The following is a 15,423-nucleotide window of genomic DNA, read 5'->3' as shown; positions in this document are numbered from 1 at the left end:
GGTGCCGGGCGCCTCGGACGGGTCGGAGGCTCCGGCGGCCGGGGGCGGCGCGGCAGCGGACTGCGGGGCCGCGGACGGCGTGGCGGTCCCGGCCGGGGCCCCAGCCGGCGGGGCCGTACCGCCGGCCGACGGGGTCGGCTTCGGCGAGGGCTTCGGGGCGACCGCGACGGAGGGCTCGCCGCGGACCTTGCCGTCGGGGTCCAGGAAGGCGGGCGTGCCGCCGGGCACCATGCCGAGCTCGCGGGCGCGCCGCTCCAGAGCGTCGGGTGCGGCGCTGTCGTCCACGTCGCGCTGGAGGGCCTGTTCCTCGTCGGTGAGCTCGGTGGTCTTCTTCTTCAGCTCGCTGAGCTCGAAGGAGCCCTGGTTGAGGGCGGAGTTGAGCAGCAGCAGGGTGATGAGCCCGCCGCCGAGGAGCAGCACGACGAGCAGGACGAACGGAGTGCGGGCCGCGGTGCTCGGCCCGGACGGCATGAGCCGGCCGAGTCGTGCGGCCCGCCCTTTGAGTGCCCCCTGCTTCGTCATCGCCCGTCCTCGCGCTCGTCGGTCACGCGGTCTCGTCCTCCCTGATCCGCTCCGCACCCCGCAGACGCGCGGGCGCGGCGCGGCGGTTCTCGGCGATCTCTTCCTCGGTGGGAAGCTCGGCGCCGCGGGTGAGGAGCTTCAGGCGCGGCTGGTAGCGCTCGGGGACGACGGGCAGGCCGGGCGGGGCGGTGGTGGCGGCGCCGGCCGCGAACACCTGCTTGACCAGCCGGTCCTCCAGCGAGTGGTACGAGAGGACGGCGATCCGGCCGCCGACGGCGAGGGCCTTCACGGCCGCCGGGATCGCCCGCTCCAGGACCGAGAGCTCCCCGTTGACCTCGATGCGCAGGGCCTGGAAGGTGCGCTTGGCCGGGTTGCCGCCGGTCCGCTTGGCGGCCTGCGGCAGGGCGTCGCGGATCAGCTCGACCAGCCGGGCGCTGTTGGTGAAGGGCTCCTTCTCGCGCTCGCGCACGATGGCCGAGACGATCCGCTTGGCCTGCTTCTCCTCGCCGTAGGCGCGCAGGATGCGGACCAGCTCGCCGGCCGGGTAGGTGTTGAGGACCTCGGCGGCGCTCATGCCGGTCGTCTGGTCCATGCGCATGTCGAGCGGGGCGTCCTGGGCGTAGGCGAAGCCGCGGTCGGCCTCGTCGAGCTGCATCGAGGAGACGCCCAGGTCGAAGAGGACGCCGTCGACGCGCGCGATGCCCAGCCGGTCCAGGACCTCGGGCAGCTCGTCGTAGACCGCGTGCACGAGGGTGGCGCGCTCGCCGTAGGGCGCGAGGCGTTCGCCGGAGAGGCGCAGGGCCTCCTTGTCGCGGTCGAGGGCGACCAGCCGTGCCTCGGGGAAGCTCCGCAGCAGCGCCTCGCTGTGCCCGCCGAGGCCCAGGGTGCAGTCGACGACGACGGCGCCGGGGCGTTCCAGGGCGGGTGCCAGCATGTCCAGGCACCGCTGGAGCATCACCGGGACGTGTCGGTCGTTGCTCAATGCGCCCTCTCAGATCCGGCGGAGACAGGTACCGCCGGCGAGCGGGAGGGCCGAGCCGTGGGTACCGCCGCATGAAGGGGGACAATCGGCGGAAATCGCTCGATGTCTCCGTGAACTTCGCGTCACTCTAGTCCACGGGACCCGCCGGTCAACCAACCGGCTGGCGCGTCGCGCGCCCCGGGCACTCACCCGAATGGCCCCGCCTCCGGAAGCTGTGGGTTAGCTCACAACAAGGTTCATTGAGACTCTTTGTCCGTTCTCACACCAGGCTTCGGCGAGCGGTCACCATTACCGTCGGAGACATGTCGACACCGCCGCACACCTCCGCCGCCCCGATAAGCACCGAGAGCAGCACGGTCACCGACCGCCTGGTCAAGGCGAACACGCAGTACGCCGCCGGCTTCACCGACCCCGGAATGGACGCGCGGCCCGTGCTGCACGTCGCCGTGGTCGCCTGCATGGACGCCCGCCTCGACCTGCACGCCGCCCTCGGCCTCGAGCTGGGCGACTGCCACACCATCCGCAACGCCGGCGGAGTCGTCACCGACGACGTGATCCGCTCGCTCACGATCAGCCAGCGTGCCCTCGGCACCCGCAGCGTGATGCTGGTGCATCACACCAACTGCGGCCTGGAGTCGCTCACCGAGGACTTCCGGCACGAGCTGGAGGACGAGGTCGGGCAGCGACCGGCCTGGGCCGTCGAGGCCTTCCGCGACGTCGACCAGGACGTCCGCCAGTCGATGCAGCGGGTACGCACCTCCCCGTTCCTGCTGCACACCGAGGACGTGCGGGGCTTCGTCTTCGACGTGACGACGGGTCTGCTGCGCGAGATCGACCCGGCCACGGCGGCCGAGTAGCCGCCTCGTCCGGCCGGACGGCGGCCCGTCCGGCCGGACAGCCGATCCGTCGTGACGGACAGCCGCTCGGACAGGCCGGACAGCCGCTCCTCCGTCGGGACGGACAGCCGCTCCTCGGGACGCCGCGACGAAGCGGAACGCCCGGCGCAAGCCCGCAAACCCCGGCAATTCGCCCCGAGTTATCCACAGGCGAGCCCTCGGCAAGTGACACGAGCCCGTCACGGCCACAAGAATGCACGGGTGACACCCCCCGGCCACCGTGCCGGGGGCAGGTGTCGGTGCTGAGGAAAGGGCCGAGGAGGGCCGGGTGACGACCTATGACGACCGGGCGAGCCATGGGGGTACCCCCGACCGGGCGTACGCACGGGCGGGGGACGATCTGACCGCGACCGCGGAGCGGGTACGCAGGTCGGTGGAGAGTGTGATCGAGGGCAAGCCCGAGGTCGTACGGATGGCGCTGACCGTGCTGCTCGCCGAGGGACATCTGCTGATCGAGGACGTCCCCGGCGTCGGCAAGACCATGCTGGCCAAGACGCTGGCGCGGTCGATCGACTGCTCGGTCCGCCGCATCCAGTTCACGCCCGACCTGCTGCCCTCGGACGTCACCGGCGTGTCGATCTTCGACCAGCAGCGGCGCGAGTTCGAGTTCAAGCCGGGCGCGATCTTCGCGCAGATCGTCATCGGCGACGAGATCAACCGGGCCTCGCCGAAGACCCAGTCGGCGCTCCTGGAGTCCATGGAGGAGCGCCAGGTCACGGTCGACGGCCAGACGTACGAGCTGCCCAGCCCGTTCATGGTGGTCGCCACCCAGAACCCGGTCGAGATGGAGGGCACCTACCCGCTGCCCGAGGCCCAGCGCGACCGCTTCATGGCCCGGGTCTCCATCGGCTACCCGAACGCCGAGGCCGAGCTGAAGATGCTCGGCGTGCACGGCTCGGTCTCGCCGCTGGACGACCTCCAGCCGGTGGCCCACGCCCACGACGTCCTCCAGCTGATCGAGGCCGTGCGCAAGGTGCACGTCGCCGACGCGGTCCAGCGGTACGCGGTGGAGCTGGTCGCCGCCACCCGCACCCACCCCGACCTGCGGCTCGGCGCCTCGCCGCGGGCCACACTGCACCTGCTGCGGGCCGCGAAGGCCTCCGCCGCGCTCAGCGGCCGGGAGTACGTGCTGCCCGACGACCTCCAGGCGCTCGCCGGCCCGGTGCTCGCCCACCGTCTGCTGCCCACCGCGCAGGCCCAGCTCAACCGCCGCACGGCCGAGCAGGTCGTGCACGACATCCTGCAGCGCACGCCCGTGCCGGCCGCGGCGCCGCCCGCGCAGCAGACCGCTCCGTACTACGGCCAGCAGCAGCCCGGCGCCCGGCGGCTGTGATGAGCACCGCCGCTCCGCAGGGGCCCGCGCCGGCGCGGTGGGAGGACGACGACCGGGGCAGCCTGCGGGCCGCCCTGGCCGGGCTCACCACCCGCGGCCGCTCCTTCCTCGCCGCCGGCATCGCGGCCGCCGTCTGCGCCTACGTGCTCGGCCAGGTCGACCTGCTGCGCGTCGGCCTGGTGCTGGCCGTGCTGCCGCTGGCCTGCGTGGTCGTGCTGCACCGCACCCGCCACCGGGTCGCGGCCGGCCGCCGGCTCTCCCCGCAGCGGGTCGAGACCGGCACCGAGGCCCGGGTCCACCTCCGCATGGACAACGTGTCCCGGATGCCCACCGGCCTGCTGATGCTCCAGGACCACGTGCCGTACATGCTGGGGCCGCGGCCCCGCTTCGTCCTCGACCGCGTCGAGGCCGGCGGTCGCCGCGAGGTGTCCTACCGGGTCCGCTCCGACCTGCGCGGACGTTTCCCGCTGGGTCCGCTCCAGCTGCGGCTCACCGACCCGTTCGGGATGTGCGAGCTGACCCGCTCCTTCCGCGCGTACGACACGCTGACGGTCATCCCGCGCACCGAACCGCTCCCGCCGGCCCGGCCCGGCGGCGAGTCCACCGGCCACGGGGAGGGCCTCCAGCGGTCGCTCGCGCTCGCCGGGGACGACGACATCATCCCCCGCGCCTACCGGCACGGCGACGACCTGCGCCGGGTGCACTGGCGCTCCACCGCCCGCTACGGCGAGCTGATGGTGCGCCGCGAGGAGCAGCCGCAGCGCGCCCGTTGCACGGTGCTGCTCGACACCCGGGCCGTCGCCTACGAGGGCGGCGGCCCCGACTCGGCCTTCGAGTGGGCCGTCTCCGGCGCCGCCTCCGTCCTCACGCACATGCTGGAGCGCGGCTACTCGGTGCGGCTCCTCACCGACACCGGCAGCTCGGTGCCCGGCGAGGGCGCCGAGGGCTTCGCCGGTGCCGGCCGGTCCGGCCAGGAATCGGTCGACACCGTCGGCCTGATGATGGACACCCTCGCGGTCGTCGACCACTCCGAGGGGGCCGGTCTGTCCCGCGCGTTCGACGTGCTGCGCGGCGGACACGAAGGTCTGCTCGTCGCCTTCCTGGGCGACCTCGACGAGGACCAGGCGGCGCTCGTGGCCCGGATGCGGCAGCGCGGCGGCGCGGCCGTCGCCTTCGTGCTCGACTCCGGGACCTGGCTGACCGGCGGCGCCGTCGCCGGTGCGGTGGAGGACCGGCTGCGGCGGCTGCGGGACGCCGGCTGGCAGGCCTTCCCCGTCGCTCCCGGCGCCCGGCTCGCCGATCTGTGGCAGCAGGCCGGCGGGACGGCCGCGCAGGCCGCCGCCGGCGACACCTACGGAGGTTGGTCATGAGCGGGCGCGCGCGGCTGACGCTCGCGGCCTACGGCGCGACGCTCGCGGCGTCGCTGGCCCTTCTGCCGCTGGTCAAGCCGGCCACGTGGATCTTCACGGCGGCGCTCGTGCTGGGCCTGCAGAGCGCCGTCGGCACGGCGACCCGGCGGGTGCCGCTCGCCCGGCCGCTGACGATCGCGGCCCAGGCCGTCCTCACGCTGCTCGTGCTCACCGTGGTCTTCGTGCGCGAGCACGCGATCATCGGCGTGCTGCCGGGGCCCGAGGCCTTCGCCGCCTTCGGGACGCTCTTCGAGGCGGGCGTCGCGGACGTCGGCACGTACGCGATACCGGCGCCGAACACCCCCGGCATCCGGCTGCTGCTCGTCACCGGCGTCGCGTCGGTCGGCCTGCTGGTGGACACCCTCGCGGTGACCTTCCGCAACGCGGCCCCGGCGGGTCTGCCGCTGCTCGCGCTGTACTCGGTGGCCGCCGGTCTGGCCGGCGGCGGTGCGGGCGCGCCGGCGTTCCTGACCGCCGCGGCGGGCTACATGGTGCTGCTCCTGGCCGAGGGCCGGGACCGGCTGTCGGCCTGGGGCCGGGTCTTCGGTGCCGCCCAGCGTTCCGCCCGGCCCGGGTCCGCGATCGGGGAGGGCGGTCAGGCGTTCGCGCCCACCCGCACCGGCTGGCGGATCGGCGCGGTCGTCCTGGTCGTCGCGCTGCTGCTGCCGGGAGTGCTCCCGGGGCTCGGCGGCGGCATCTTCGGCGGTGACGGCGGCGGCGCGGGCTCCGGCGGGAAGGGCGGCACGATCTCCGCCGTGAACCCGCTGGTGTCGCTGCAGAACGACCTGCGCCAGCCGGAGGACCGCGAGGTCCTGCGCTACCGCACCAACATCACCGACACCAGTGGGCTCTATCTGCGGCTGGTCGCGCTCGACCAGTTCGACGGCACCGCCTGGAAGTCCTCGGTCCGGCCCATCGAGGACGTGCCCGAGGAGCTGCCCTGGCCGGACGGTCTGGCCCAGGACGTCCGGGTCACGGAGGTCACCACCAACTTCGTCGCCTCGCCGCAGTACGAGCAAAAGTGGCTGCCGATGCCCTATCCGGCGTCCCGGGTGTCCGTGCCGGGCGGCTGGCGCTACGAGCCGGCCGGCCGGATGCTCGTCGGCGACAACGGGCAGACCACGCGCGGCGCCCGGTACACGGTGACCAGCCTGGCCGTGCGGCCCACCGCCGAGCAGCTGGCGGCGGCCCCGGCCGCCCCGGACAAGCTGCGCCGCGAGTACACCCGGGTGCCGGCCACGCTGCCGCCCGAGGTGCGGTCGACGGCCCTGGAGGTCACCCGCGGGGCCCGCAACGACTACGAGCGGGCGGTGAAGCTCCAGGACTGGTTCACCCGGGACGGCGGCTTCACCTACAGCGTGAAGGCGGACTCCGGCACCGGCGTCAACGCGATCACCCGCTTCCTGAAGGACAAGGAGGGCTTCTGCGTCCACTTCTCCTTCTCGATGGCGGCGATGGCCCGCTCCCTGGGCATCCCGGCCCGGGTCGCGGTCGGCTTCATGCCGGGCACCCCGCAGGCCGACGGTTCGGTGTCGGTCGGCATACGGGACGCCCACGCGTGGCCCGAGCTGTACTTCGAGGGCGCCGGCTGGACCCGTTTCGAGCCCACGCCCTCGCGCGGCTCGGCGCCGGACTGGACCCGTGAGCAGTCCTCGGGCGGGGCGGCGACGCCTTCCGCACAGCCCTCGGCGGGCATGACGGCGCAGCCCTCGGCGGTGCCCAGCGCCTCGGTGAGCTGCACGCCGCAGGAGAAGAAGCTCGGCGAGTGCGCACAGGACGAGGCGGCGGGCGCCGGCCTGTCGGACGGCGACGGCGGCTTCCCGTGGCAGCCGGTCCTGGTGGGTCTCGGCGTGCTGCTGGTGCTCGCACTGCTGCTGTCACCGCTGCTGTGGCGCAGCCGGGTGCGGGCCGGGCGCCTCGGTCCGGCGGGTGACCCGGTCGGCCGGGTCCTCGCGGTCTGGCAGGAGGTCAACGACACGGCCTGGGACCACGGGGTGTTCCCGGACGAGTCGCGGACGCCCCGCGGGACGGCCGCGCGCCTGGCCCGCGAGGGCGAGCTGCCGCCGGACGCGGCGGACGCGGTGCACCGGCTGGCGCGCGCGGTGGAGGAGGCCCTGTACGCGCCCGCTCCGCGCCCTGCCACGGGTCTCACCGAGCTGGCCGTCGCGGTCCGCCGCGGCTTCGACGCCTCCGCCCCGCGGGGCGTCCGGCTGCGGGCCCTGCTGGCGCCTCGCTCGTTCGCCCGGGTCGGCTGGGCGGCGCGGGACCGCTGGACGGCGGTGCGGGAGGCGTGGCGGGCGAGGACCCGTGCCACGCTCCGGACCCTGTCCAGGAAGCCGTCCTGACCCGCTCGTGCGTCCGGGCCCGCCCGGAGCGGCGCCCGGACGCACGAGCGGCACGGGTCCGAGCCGGCCCGGACGCACGGCTCCCGGGTCCCCCGCGGCCCGGCCGGCACGGCCGGGCGAACGGAACCGGACAGACGGAGGCCGGGCGGTCGTCTCGGGCCCCCGGGCCCCGAGCCGTGCGTCGGCCCCCCGTCGGAGTACCGACGCACGATCCCCGGCCGCGTACGCGAAGGCCTGGGGGCCCGCACCGATCGGTGCGGGCCCCCAGGCCTTCGCGTGTGCGGCCGGCGGTTCCGGGACCGCCGGGTCGGACGGGGCGCCTCAGTGGTGGCCGCCGCCCTGCTGTTCGTCGCGGCGGCGCTGCCACCGCTCTTCGATGCGGGTCATCATCGAGCGTCGCTGTCGGGACTGACGGCCGCCTCCGGCGGCACCCCGCACATGCTCACCCGGCTTGGGCGCCTTGCGCCATCCGGTGACCGCCAGGACCGCGCAGCCCAGCATGACGAGGAACCCCACCACGCTGATCCAGATCTGCTGAGCGACCATTCCGGCCATGAGGAGCGCGATACCCACCAGGAAGCCGGCGACTGCCTGGTAGACCCGTCGCCGGGTGTACGTACGCAGTCCGCTTCCCTCGAGCGCTGTCGCGAACTTGGGGTCTTCGGCGTACAGCGCTCGCTCCATCTGCTCGAGCATTCGCTGCTCGTGCTCCGAGAGCGGCACGGAGTCCTCCTCGTCGTCGGTCGCGGGGGCGACCGGTTTGCGGCCCTTTCAGGATAGGCAGGGAATCGCCCCCGTGAAACCCGCCCTCAATGCCAAATCGCCAATCCGGGCCGCCATGCGGATCGGATGCTGAGGCGTTGATTCCCCAGCCCCCTGCCCGTCATGCCGGATGGTGTCCCTCGATCATACGGGGACCGGTCCCCGTTCGGGCCGGCTGTGGCGTACTCCATCTGCGGCTGCGCCGCTGCTCAGCGCATACGGCGGTGCCCCGGGGCGCGGGCTCGGGGGCACCGCCGTGCGGGTGGCCGCGCCGCGACCGGCGCGGCACGCTCAGGCGCGCTTCTCGCCGAGGAGGTGCAGCTGGGTCGCGATGGCGTGGAAGGACGGCAGCTCGGCGGCCGCGGCCTCCAGCCTGAGCAGGGCCTCGGCGGCACCCGGCTCGGTGTCGACGAGGACGCCGGGGACCAGGTCGGCGAAGACCCGCACCCCGTGCACGGCGCCGACGTCCAGGCCCGCCCCGGTGGCAAGCTCGGTGAGCTGCTCGGCGGTGAACCGACGGGGCACCGGGTCGCCCTCGCCCCAGCGTCCCGCCGGGTCGCCCAGCGCGTGCCGGGCCTCGGTGAAGTGGCCGGCGAGCGCGCGGGCCAGGACGGCGCCGCCGAGCCCGGCGGCGAGCAGGCTGAGGCTGCCGCCGGAGCGCAGGGCGGCCGTGGCGTTGCGGACGCCCTCGGCGGGGTCGTCCACGTACTCCAGGACGCCGTGGCACAGCACGGAGTCGTAGCCCTCGGGCGCGACCACGTCGAACAGGCCGCGGATGTCGCCCTGGACGCCCTGGACGCGGTCGGCGACGCCCGCCTCCGCCGCGCGCCGCTCGAGCGCGAAGAGCGCGTTGGGGCTGGGGTCGACGACGGTCACGCGGTGGCCGAGCCGGGCCACGGGCACCGCGAAGTTCCCGGAGCCGCCGCCCGTGTCGAGGACATCGAGGCTGTCCTTCCCGGTGGCCTTGACCCGGCGGTCCAGGGCGTCTTTGAGGACGTCCCAGACGACGGCGGTGCGCAGGGAGGCGCGCGACGGGCGCGAGGTCGCCTCTCGACCGGAGACAGCGGAAGGGTCCGACACGGCTGTTGACTCCTCGGTGACGGGTACGAACGTCTCCACCCTATGGCCTCGGTCCCGCTGTCCCGATCATCCGGCCGGCTGCGCTCATCCGGCGGCCTCCCCGGCTCCCGGCTGGCGCGGCAGCACCGGCCGCAGGACGAGCAGCCGCTCGACGATGCGCAGGAACACGGCGGCGGCCCGGACGAGGTCGTCGGCGTCGCGGCCGGTGGCGGCGCCGGCGATGCCGGCCTCGGCCCGGGCCCGGCGCTCGGCGCCGGAGGCGAACAGGGCGCTCCACTCGGTGAGCTCCGGCGCTATCTCGGGCAGCACCTCCCAGGCGCTGCGGATGCGGGCGCGCTTGCGGGGGTCGCTCTCGGGGCGGCCGCGGGCGGCGAGCACGGCCGCGGCGGTGCGCAGCGCGGCGAGGTGGGCGGTGGCGTAACGCTCGTTGGGCACGTCGAGCGCGGCGGCCTCGTCGAGTCCGGCCCTGGCCTTGGCGAGCAGGTCGAGGGCGGCGGGCGGGGCCGAGGAGCGGCGCAGGACCGGGTGGATGTCGGACGGGGGTCCGAGCAGGGCGGGGGCGGGGCGCGCGGTGCGGCGCCGGGGTGCGGCTGCGGCGTCGTGGCCGGCCATGACGAGCCTCCTGTCGTCGGGTGACGGCGCTGTGGCCGTATGTGTTCATCGTGCCCGGCACCACTGACAATCCCGTTGACCTGGCTGTTCTTTCCTCGCATACATGGCGAAGGAGCCCTCGTCTGAGCTGGGGTTCGCCACCTTCACTGGGTGTATCTGGGTGTCGCCGTCTCCGTGATCATGACGCTTTTGGGGTCGCGCCAGCGGGCCCGGTTGCTTTGGACGATGCGGACGAACGCCCTGATGGGATCGTTCATCGAGTGCGGGATGGGGTTCAGCTCCAGACTGGCGCGGAGGTAGGCACTGAATCTCCGGAGCTGAAACCCGGTGCGTGTGAAGTAGGTCTGGTCCGTGTAGTTGGGTGCCAGGGCGGCTGCCAGGATCGCAACCTCTGGGTGGGTAACGATCCGAGCCGATAGGTCGTCGCTCCGGTGCCACGGCACCAAGCCGAGGACTGCTCTCCGTGAATGCCAGCGATCGGTGAGTTCCGGCTCCCGGCACACATTGCTGGTCCAAGCCGCGATGATCCAGCGAGCGTCACGAACACCGAGGGACATCCCGCGATTGCCATGGAGCCTCCGGATGCGACGGAGGGTGTGCTGTGCTCGATCGATTTCAGGCGCCGCCGAGACATCGCAAGGAGCGGGCGACTGCCAGACGCGATGCTGGAGACACACAATGTCAGGAAGCGCCAGGTGGGCACGGACATCGGCGGTGATCCCGCGCCTGGTGGTACAACCACGACAGATCACGCCGGATGGGGCCTTCGCGGCACTCATGTAGACCGAGGGAATGTTCGCGGGAAGATATGGCGGATAGGGATGGGACCAGGACAGCGCGGGAAGGGACCTCCGCAGTCGTTCCTCTGACAGGCTGGACATGATCGCCAGTCGTTCGACAGCCAGCCCGTTCAGCACGGCCTCCTTGGTCAACAGCGTGGCGCCCATCGTCCTGACACAGGGCAGACCGATATGGCGCCAGAGCGCGGTGTGACGCGTTCGGTTCACCTCGGCAAGCCGGGCAACAAAGGAAGGCAAGGACTCGCGTCCCCAGGGTCGGACTGAGATCGGAAGGCTCCGGGCTGGCGCCAAGGCCTCGGAGCCGAGTGGGGTGTGGTTCATCCAGCGGCTCGACGCTGTGCGGTGCGGGCTCGGCGCGAACGCGCGCTGAGCGGGGCGCTCGTCTCGGCTGCGGTGTCGAGGGGGATCTCCGCCAGGAGCTGCTTGGTGATCTTCTCGGTGCCGGAGGTCATGGCCCGTAGGGCCGCGGCCCTGATCAGGTGCGCGAGGCTGCCGATCATGCCTGAGGTCCGCTGATAGAGGAAGTCCGCGTGGGCTGCCAGCAGGCCGGGGGTGTGCCGGTGGAGCCGTAGGGACTGTTCCATTGTGGCCAGCAGGGCGAGCCATTCCTGACGCTGGGCGGCGGTGGCGATGGTGAAGGCTTCGGCGTGGATGCTGACGAAACGTCCGGCGATCTGCTTGCCGCGGGTGCCGGCGAACAGTCCGGCGGACTCCACGTCGACGCCTGTGTAGACGAACGTGGCCGCGATCCGCTCGGAGAGGTATTTGAGCTGGTCGGATACCTCGGCGCCGGATCTGGTGGTGAGCGAGATGTTGTGGATCTCGTCGACCAGGACCAGTTCGCAGCGCAGTTCGGCCAGGACCTCGCAGACCGCATTGGTGATCTCGGTCTGGTTCATGCGCTGCAAGAGGGGGATGCCGAGGAACCGAGCGAACTCGACCGCGAGCATCTTCGGGGTGGCGGCCGGGGGAACGGTCACGTAGGCGACGGGCAGCCGGGGCCCGCTGTCGGCGGGAAGTCGGCGGCGGACATGCTGTTCGTGGGCCTTGCCGAGCTGGGTGATCGCGGTCGTCTTGCCTGTGCCGGGCTCGCCGGAGACGATCAGGCCGCGGCGGGCGGAGACCTGGCGGCGGTTGAGGAGGGTCAGCTCCCGACCGGTGCGGATCACTTCCATCATGGTCGGGGTCTTCGCGACGAACAGCTGGGTGTGGTGCTCAGCCCGGGCCTCGTCGTAGAGCTCGCGCTCGATGTCGCTGAGGGCCAGCAGTGCAGAGCGGTCCAGCGGGGGCGTGCTGACCGGAGCGTATTGGACGAAGCGACTCCACCCCTCCTTCGTGGTCAGGGGGAACTCGCGGTCGGCCGTCTCGGTGGCGGTCACCGGTAGTCCTCCTCACTGAAGGGGTCGAAGACACCGAACGGGATGACCTTGGCCAGCTCCGTCGGAGCGGTCTCGTCCTGGTCGTCGCCGCTGTCGTCCATGTCGAGTTCCGAGGCCGTCCGCAGCGGAATCGCCTCAGGCGCGTTCTTCGTCCCCGCCCTGGGCGGCGGAATCTTGCGGGACTCCGCCTGTCGTTCTGCCCGTCGCAGCAGCTCGTCCAGGGCCCTGGCGATGGCAGTCTGGTCGTCGCCGTCCTGGCCGCGTTCGACGACCTGGCGCCGGGCCTGACGCCAAAGTGCGTCGGAGAACGGGCGGGCGACGAGAGGTAGCACGGTCCACTCAGCGGTGATCCAGCCGCCTTGCCGGTGGTTGCGTACGAAGATGTGGCTGAGGTCGTGGGGGTCGTAGTGGACCTCCCACTTGCCGCGCTGGACCGCGACACCGGAGGGCTGCCTTCGGTAGGCAGCCAACTCAGGCGCGTCGTACGTGCGGTTGGCGATACGGATGCCGTACTCGTTGATCACTCGCCAGGTCACCGGCAGCAACTCGACGTAGTCGGACGGACCGAGCGGTATCGGCAGGTAGCCGCTGGTGGCGACCTGGAGCGCGTAAGCGTCGTTGGGTGACAGGGACCGGCCGGGCATGAAGGGGTGCACCAGCCCGTCGTGCGGGCGCATCTGCCACCCGGCGATGACCCATTCCTGGAGCAGGTCGTCGAGTTCGGCAAGACTGAAAGCCGCTTTGCGGGCCGGATCGACGCCGCGCCGGCTGACGTCCCGTCCGGTGTAGCTGGCGACGTACTGGCAGAACAGGGTGTTGATCGAGGAGAACGTCCGCTCGACGACGGCCTTGTCGGTCGGGGTTCCAGGGTGGGCGAGCTGGACGGAGATGCCCAGTCGCTGGCAGGCGGCGGTGAACGTCTGGGACAAGTAGACAGTGCCGTGATCGGTGACGATGGTCTCCGGGACAACCACCGGTTTCGCGGCAGCGTGCTCGAACCGAGCGTCGATCTCCATCAGCCGGGCATGTGGAAGCCGGGACGCCGACGCCGCAAGGGCCTTGGGCCAGGTCGGCCGCATGGCCTCGGGCACCAGCATCTTCGCCAGTAGCAGGGCGGCGTCCACCGCCTTCGTGCTCTCCGGCCGCAGGACGGCCGCGCAGATCGTCCGCGTGGCGATGTCGACCGCGATGGTCAGTTCCGGCCGGCGAACTGTTCCGTCGTCGAGGACGGCCAGCAGATCAAGCTTGGTGGTGTCGATCTGTACCTGTTCTCCGGGACGACTCGCCAGGGTCAGGGTGAACGGACCAGTCGGCCGGTTGGCGTTCTGCCGCCGGGTGGTGGCCGCGGCGAAGGTGTGTCGCCCTACGGACAGCTGGTCGACCAGGCGATAGAGGGACGTCCGGGATGGCATCGGGACCGCTCCGGGCCCATGCTCGTCGTCCAGGATCTGCCCGACTCGCCGCATCAGGCGCGAGCGGGTGCCCGTGGACACGTCGGTCTCCTCTCCGATCGCACGGACGATCGCATCGATCACCCGCTGGTCGGCTCGTCCAGTCGGAGACGACGGGCGCATCGCCCGACGGTCCACCAGGCCGAGCAGGCCTTGTGCCCGGTAGCGGGCCCGCATCCGTTGCAGCGTCCGTCTCCCCACCGGCTGCCCAAGCACCGCCAGTTCATCGGCCTTGGTCCGCTCCCGTTCCGCCAGCGAGGTGCGGGCTGGATCGTAATCCGGGCGGGGACGGCTACCTGGGGCGGCATCGCAAGGCAATCCGTGCTCGACTTCCGTCACATGTCGTTCCCAGAACCGGGCCTCGGCCACTGCCGCAGGCGGCAACGCCTCCAGGACCCCGACCGCGGCGAACTCCTCTGGGTCCGAGGCAGAGCCGATCAGCGCGAAGCCGTCCGAGGCCAGCATGTAGGGCAGCAGGACGACCTGGTCCCGCCCGTCGTCGCCGTGCAAGCGCACGGCGGTGCCCTCAATGCCGACCACCGTGTGCTCGGTCTCCTCGAACAACACCCGGTCACCGACGCGCAGCACCCCCGGCCGGGACGACAGCCCAGCCATCACGCCGTCTCCACCCTGCGGACCATGGTGTACTCGCCCAGCAGTACGGATAGATCCGCCGCCAAGCGTCCTGACCACAGCAGATGGAACAGCACTGGCAGTATCGCGATCGGATCGCCCACCCGCTCCACCCCGTCGCGCAAGGCCCTCTCTCGACCGAAGACACCCAGCAGCCGGTCCGCAACGGCGCCCACCAGATGGCGGGGATGCCTGTATCCCGCCAGCCAGCGGACGTTTGCCAGCAAGACGCCATCGGGCGCCCCGGCCAGACGAAACTCCCAACCGATCGCCCGGCAGGCCCGCTCAGTCGCGGCGAACGCCTCCGCGTCCCGCGGCCTGATCCGGTTCAGAGGCCGACAGTCCACCACCAGCCCGGTGCCGTCCGCCTTTCGCGCGAACCAGTCCGGAGCGTGAGAGCGGCGGCGCCCGCCGGATGTCCAGAACAGCCACATCGGCTGCGACGCGAACGCCGTGACCTGCTGGTCGAAGTCCAACAGCATCGCGTGATCCCGTTCCAGCCAGGACTCGTACCCGACGTGCCGGCCGAGCGTGGCCGCCCACCACAACCCCGGGTAGTTGCGCTGGCCCTTCCACGACGGGAACGACCTCACCGGGCGACAGCCCTCGAACGGAACCGCCGCCGCGTCGCACAGGTCTACGCGGTGTTCACCACCGTCCCGGTCGGTGTATGCCACCTCGAACCCAGCGCCCGGAGAAGGGACGCCCCCGGTCACCGATCTCAGAACCGCACCCATGCCTCCACGGTGGCGAGCTACGAACCACCTTGCTCGCCACCTTCGCCAGATTCACCGGGACGAGCGGTTCATGGTTCGCCAGTTCTCACAGGAGGACCTGGCCGCCTCGGTTCAGGTCGCCGTCCGGGGAGCCTGCTCGTTCACGCGTCCCTCCCACGCCCCGACACAGTGGGCGAGGTCCTCTGAGAGGTAGACGTGAAACCGGCGTGGCGGGTCGATCACCGTGGCCATGTACACCCGTGCGTCTCCTGCATCGTGGAGCCCGTCCACGGCCTGAGCCAGGCTCTCCAGCAGACCCGGATCAGATTCTTCCGTCTCCACCAACATGTCTAGCCGGTCGCACCAGATCGCCCACAACGAGCGGGCCGAGGCCGTATTCGAAGGGACCTCCCACCGCGCGCCCGACAGCAGAGCAGCCAAGGCCGCGGGCCCGCTGATGGAGCCGTTCCGGGCCAGAGCGGACCTCAACACCTCGAACGTCA

Annotated in this window: 13 protein-coding genes; 4 read left to right on the top strand and 9 right to left on the bottom strand. The window is 72.2% G+C overall.

Going from position 1 to position 15,423, the window contains the following annotated elements; all coding sequences use genetic code 11:
• Both ftsL and rsmH read right to left on the bottom strand, forming a co-directional pair.
• Window positions 1-522, bottom strand: a 522-nt coding sequence (ftsL, locus tag ESG85_RS05215; protein WP_219825159.1) for a cell division protein FtsL, incomplete at its 3' end; no start/stop codon positions are given.
• Between the two features lie 22 nt (window positions 523-544).
• On the bottom strand, window positions 545-1,504 hold the full coding sequence (gene rsmH / locus ESG85_RS05210; protein WP_128976824.1) for a 16S rRNA (cytosine(1402)-N(4))-methyltransferase RsmH: 960 nt from the start codon (window positions 1,502-1,504) through the stop codon (window positions 545-547).
• A gap of 239 nt (window positions 1,505-1,743) precedes the next feature.
• Between rsmH and ESG85_RS05205 the strand changes: the two genes are divergently transcribed.
• From ESG85_RS05205 to ESG85_RS05190, 4 genes are all read left to right on the top strand, one after another.
• Window positions 1,744-2,361, top strand: a complete 618-nt coding sequence (locus tag ESG85_RS05205) for a beta-class carbonic anhydrase (protein ID WP_374050339.1) — start codon at window positions 1,744-1,746, stop codon at window positions 2,359-2,361.
• A 307-nt stretch (window positions 2,362-2,668) separates the two neighbouring features.
• Window positions 2,669-3,733: an AAA family ATPase gene (locus ESG85_RS05200; protein WP_128976822.1), complete on the top strand. Its 1,065-nt coding sequence runs from the start codon at window positions 2,669-2,671 to the stop codon at window positions 3,731-3,733.
• Window positions 3,733-5,103, top strand: a complete 1,371-nt coding sequence (locus tag ESG85_RS05195; RefSeq protein WP_128976821.1) for a DUF58 domain-containing protein — start codon at window positions 3,733-3,735, stop codon at window positions 5,101-5,103. Before ESG85_RS05200 ends, ESG85_RS05195 begins: the two co-directional genes overlap by 1 nt.
• Window positions 5,100-7,487: a transglutaminase TgpA family protein gene (locus tag ESG85_RS05190; RefSeq protein ID WP_128976820.1), complete on the top strand. Its 2,388-nt coding sequence runs from the start codon at window positions 5,100-5,102 to the stop codon at window positions 7,485-7,487. Before ESG85_RS05195 ends, ESG85_RS05190 begins: the two co-directional genes overlap by 4 nt.
• A gap of 321 nt (window positions 7,488-7,808) precedes the next feature.
• Here the strand turns inward: ESG85_RS05190 and ESG85_RS05185 are convergent, their stop codons facing one another.
• The 7 genes from ESG85_RS05185 to ESG85_RS05155 form a co-directional block, all read right to left on the bottom strand.
• On the bottom strand, window positions 7,809-8,210 hold the full coding sequence (locus ESG85_RS05185) for a DUF3040 domain-containing protein (protein ID WP_128976819.1): 402 nt from the start codon (window positions 8,208-8,210) through the stop codon (window positions 7,809-7,811).
• 330 nt (window positions 8,211-8,540) lie between these two features.
• Window positions 8,541-9,329, bottom strand: coding sequence for a methyltransferase (locus ESG85_RS05180; RefSeq protein WP_128976818.1), 789 nt, complete (start codon window positions 9,327-9,329; stop codon window positions 8,541-8,543).
• An 84-nt stretch (window positions 9,330-9,413) separates the two neighbouring features.
• Entirely contained in the window at window positions 9,414-9,941 is a 528-nt protein-coding gene (locus ESG85_RS05175) for an SAV_6107 family HEPN domain-containing protein (RefSeq protein WP_128976817.1), read from the bottom strand.
• Window positions 9,942-10,084: 143 nt separating this feature from the next.
• Window positions 10,085-10,888, bottom strand: a complete 804-nt coding sequence (locus ESG85_RS05170; RefSeq protein ID WP_128976816.1) for a hypothetical protein — start codon at window positions 10,886-10,888, stop codon at window positions 10,085-10,087.
• 170 nt (window positions 10,889-11,058) lie between these two features.
• On the bottom strand, window positions 11,059-12,120 hold the full coding sequence (locus tag ESG85_RS05165; RefSeq protein ID WP_128976815.1) for a TniB family NTP-binding protein: 1,062 nt from the start codon (window positions 12,118-12,120) through the stop codon (window positions 11,059-11,061).
• Window positions 12,117-14,186: a Mu transposase C-terminal domain-containing protein gene (locus ESG85_RS05160; RefSeq protein ID WP_164986170.1), complete on the bottom strand. Its 2,070-nt coding sequence runs from the start codon at window positions 14,184-14,186 to the stop codon at window positions 12,117-12,119. Before ESG85_RS05160 ends, ESG85_RS05165 begins: the two co-directional genes overlap by 4 nt.
• Window positions 14,186-14,881 carry a TnsA-like heteromeric transposase endonuclease subunit gene (locus ESG85_RS05155; protein WP_246094808.1) on the bottom strand — a complete coding sequence of 232 codons (696 nt, stop codon included), beginning with the start codon at window positions 14,879-14,881 and terminating at the stop codon, window positions 14,186-14,188. Before ESG85_RS05155 ends, ESG85_RS05160 begins: the two co-directional genes overlap by 1 nt.
• Between the last annotated feature and the right edge of the window lie 542 nt (window positions 14,882-15,423).

Source organism: Streptomyces roseicoloratus (genome assembly GCF_004117935.1).
GTDB lineage: Bacteria > Actinomycetota > Actinomycetes > Streptomycetales > Streptomycetaceae > Streptomyces > Streptomyces roseicoloratus.
This window is presented reverse-complemented; position numbering and strand designations above follow the sequence as displayed.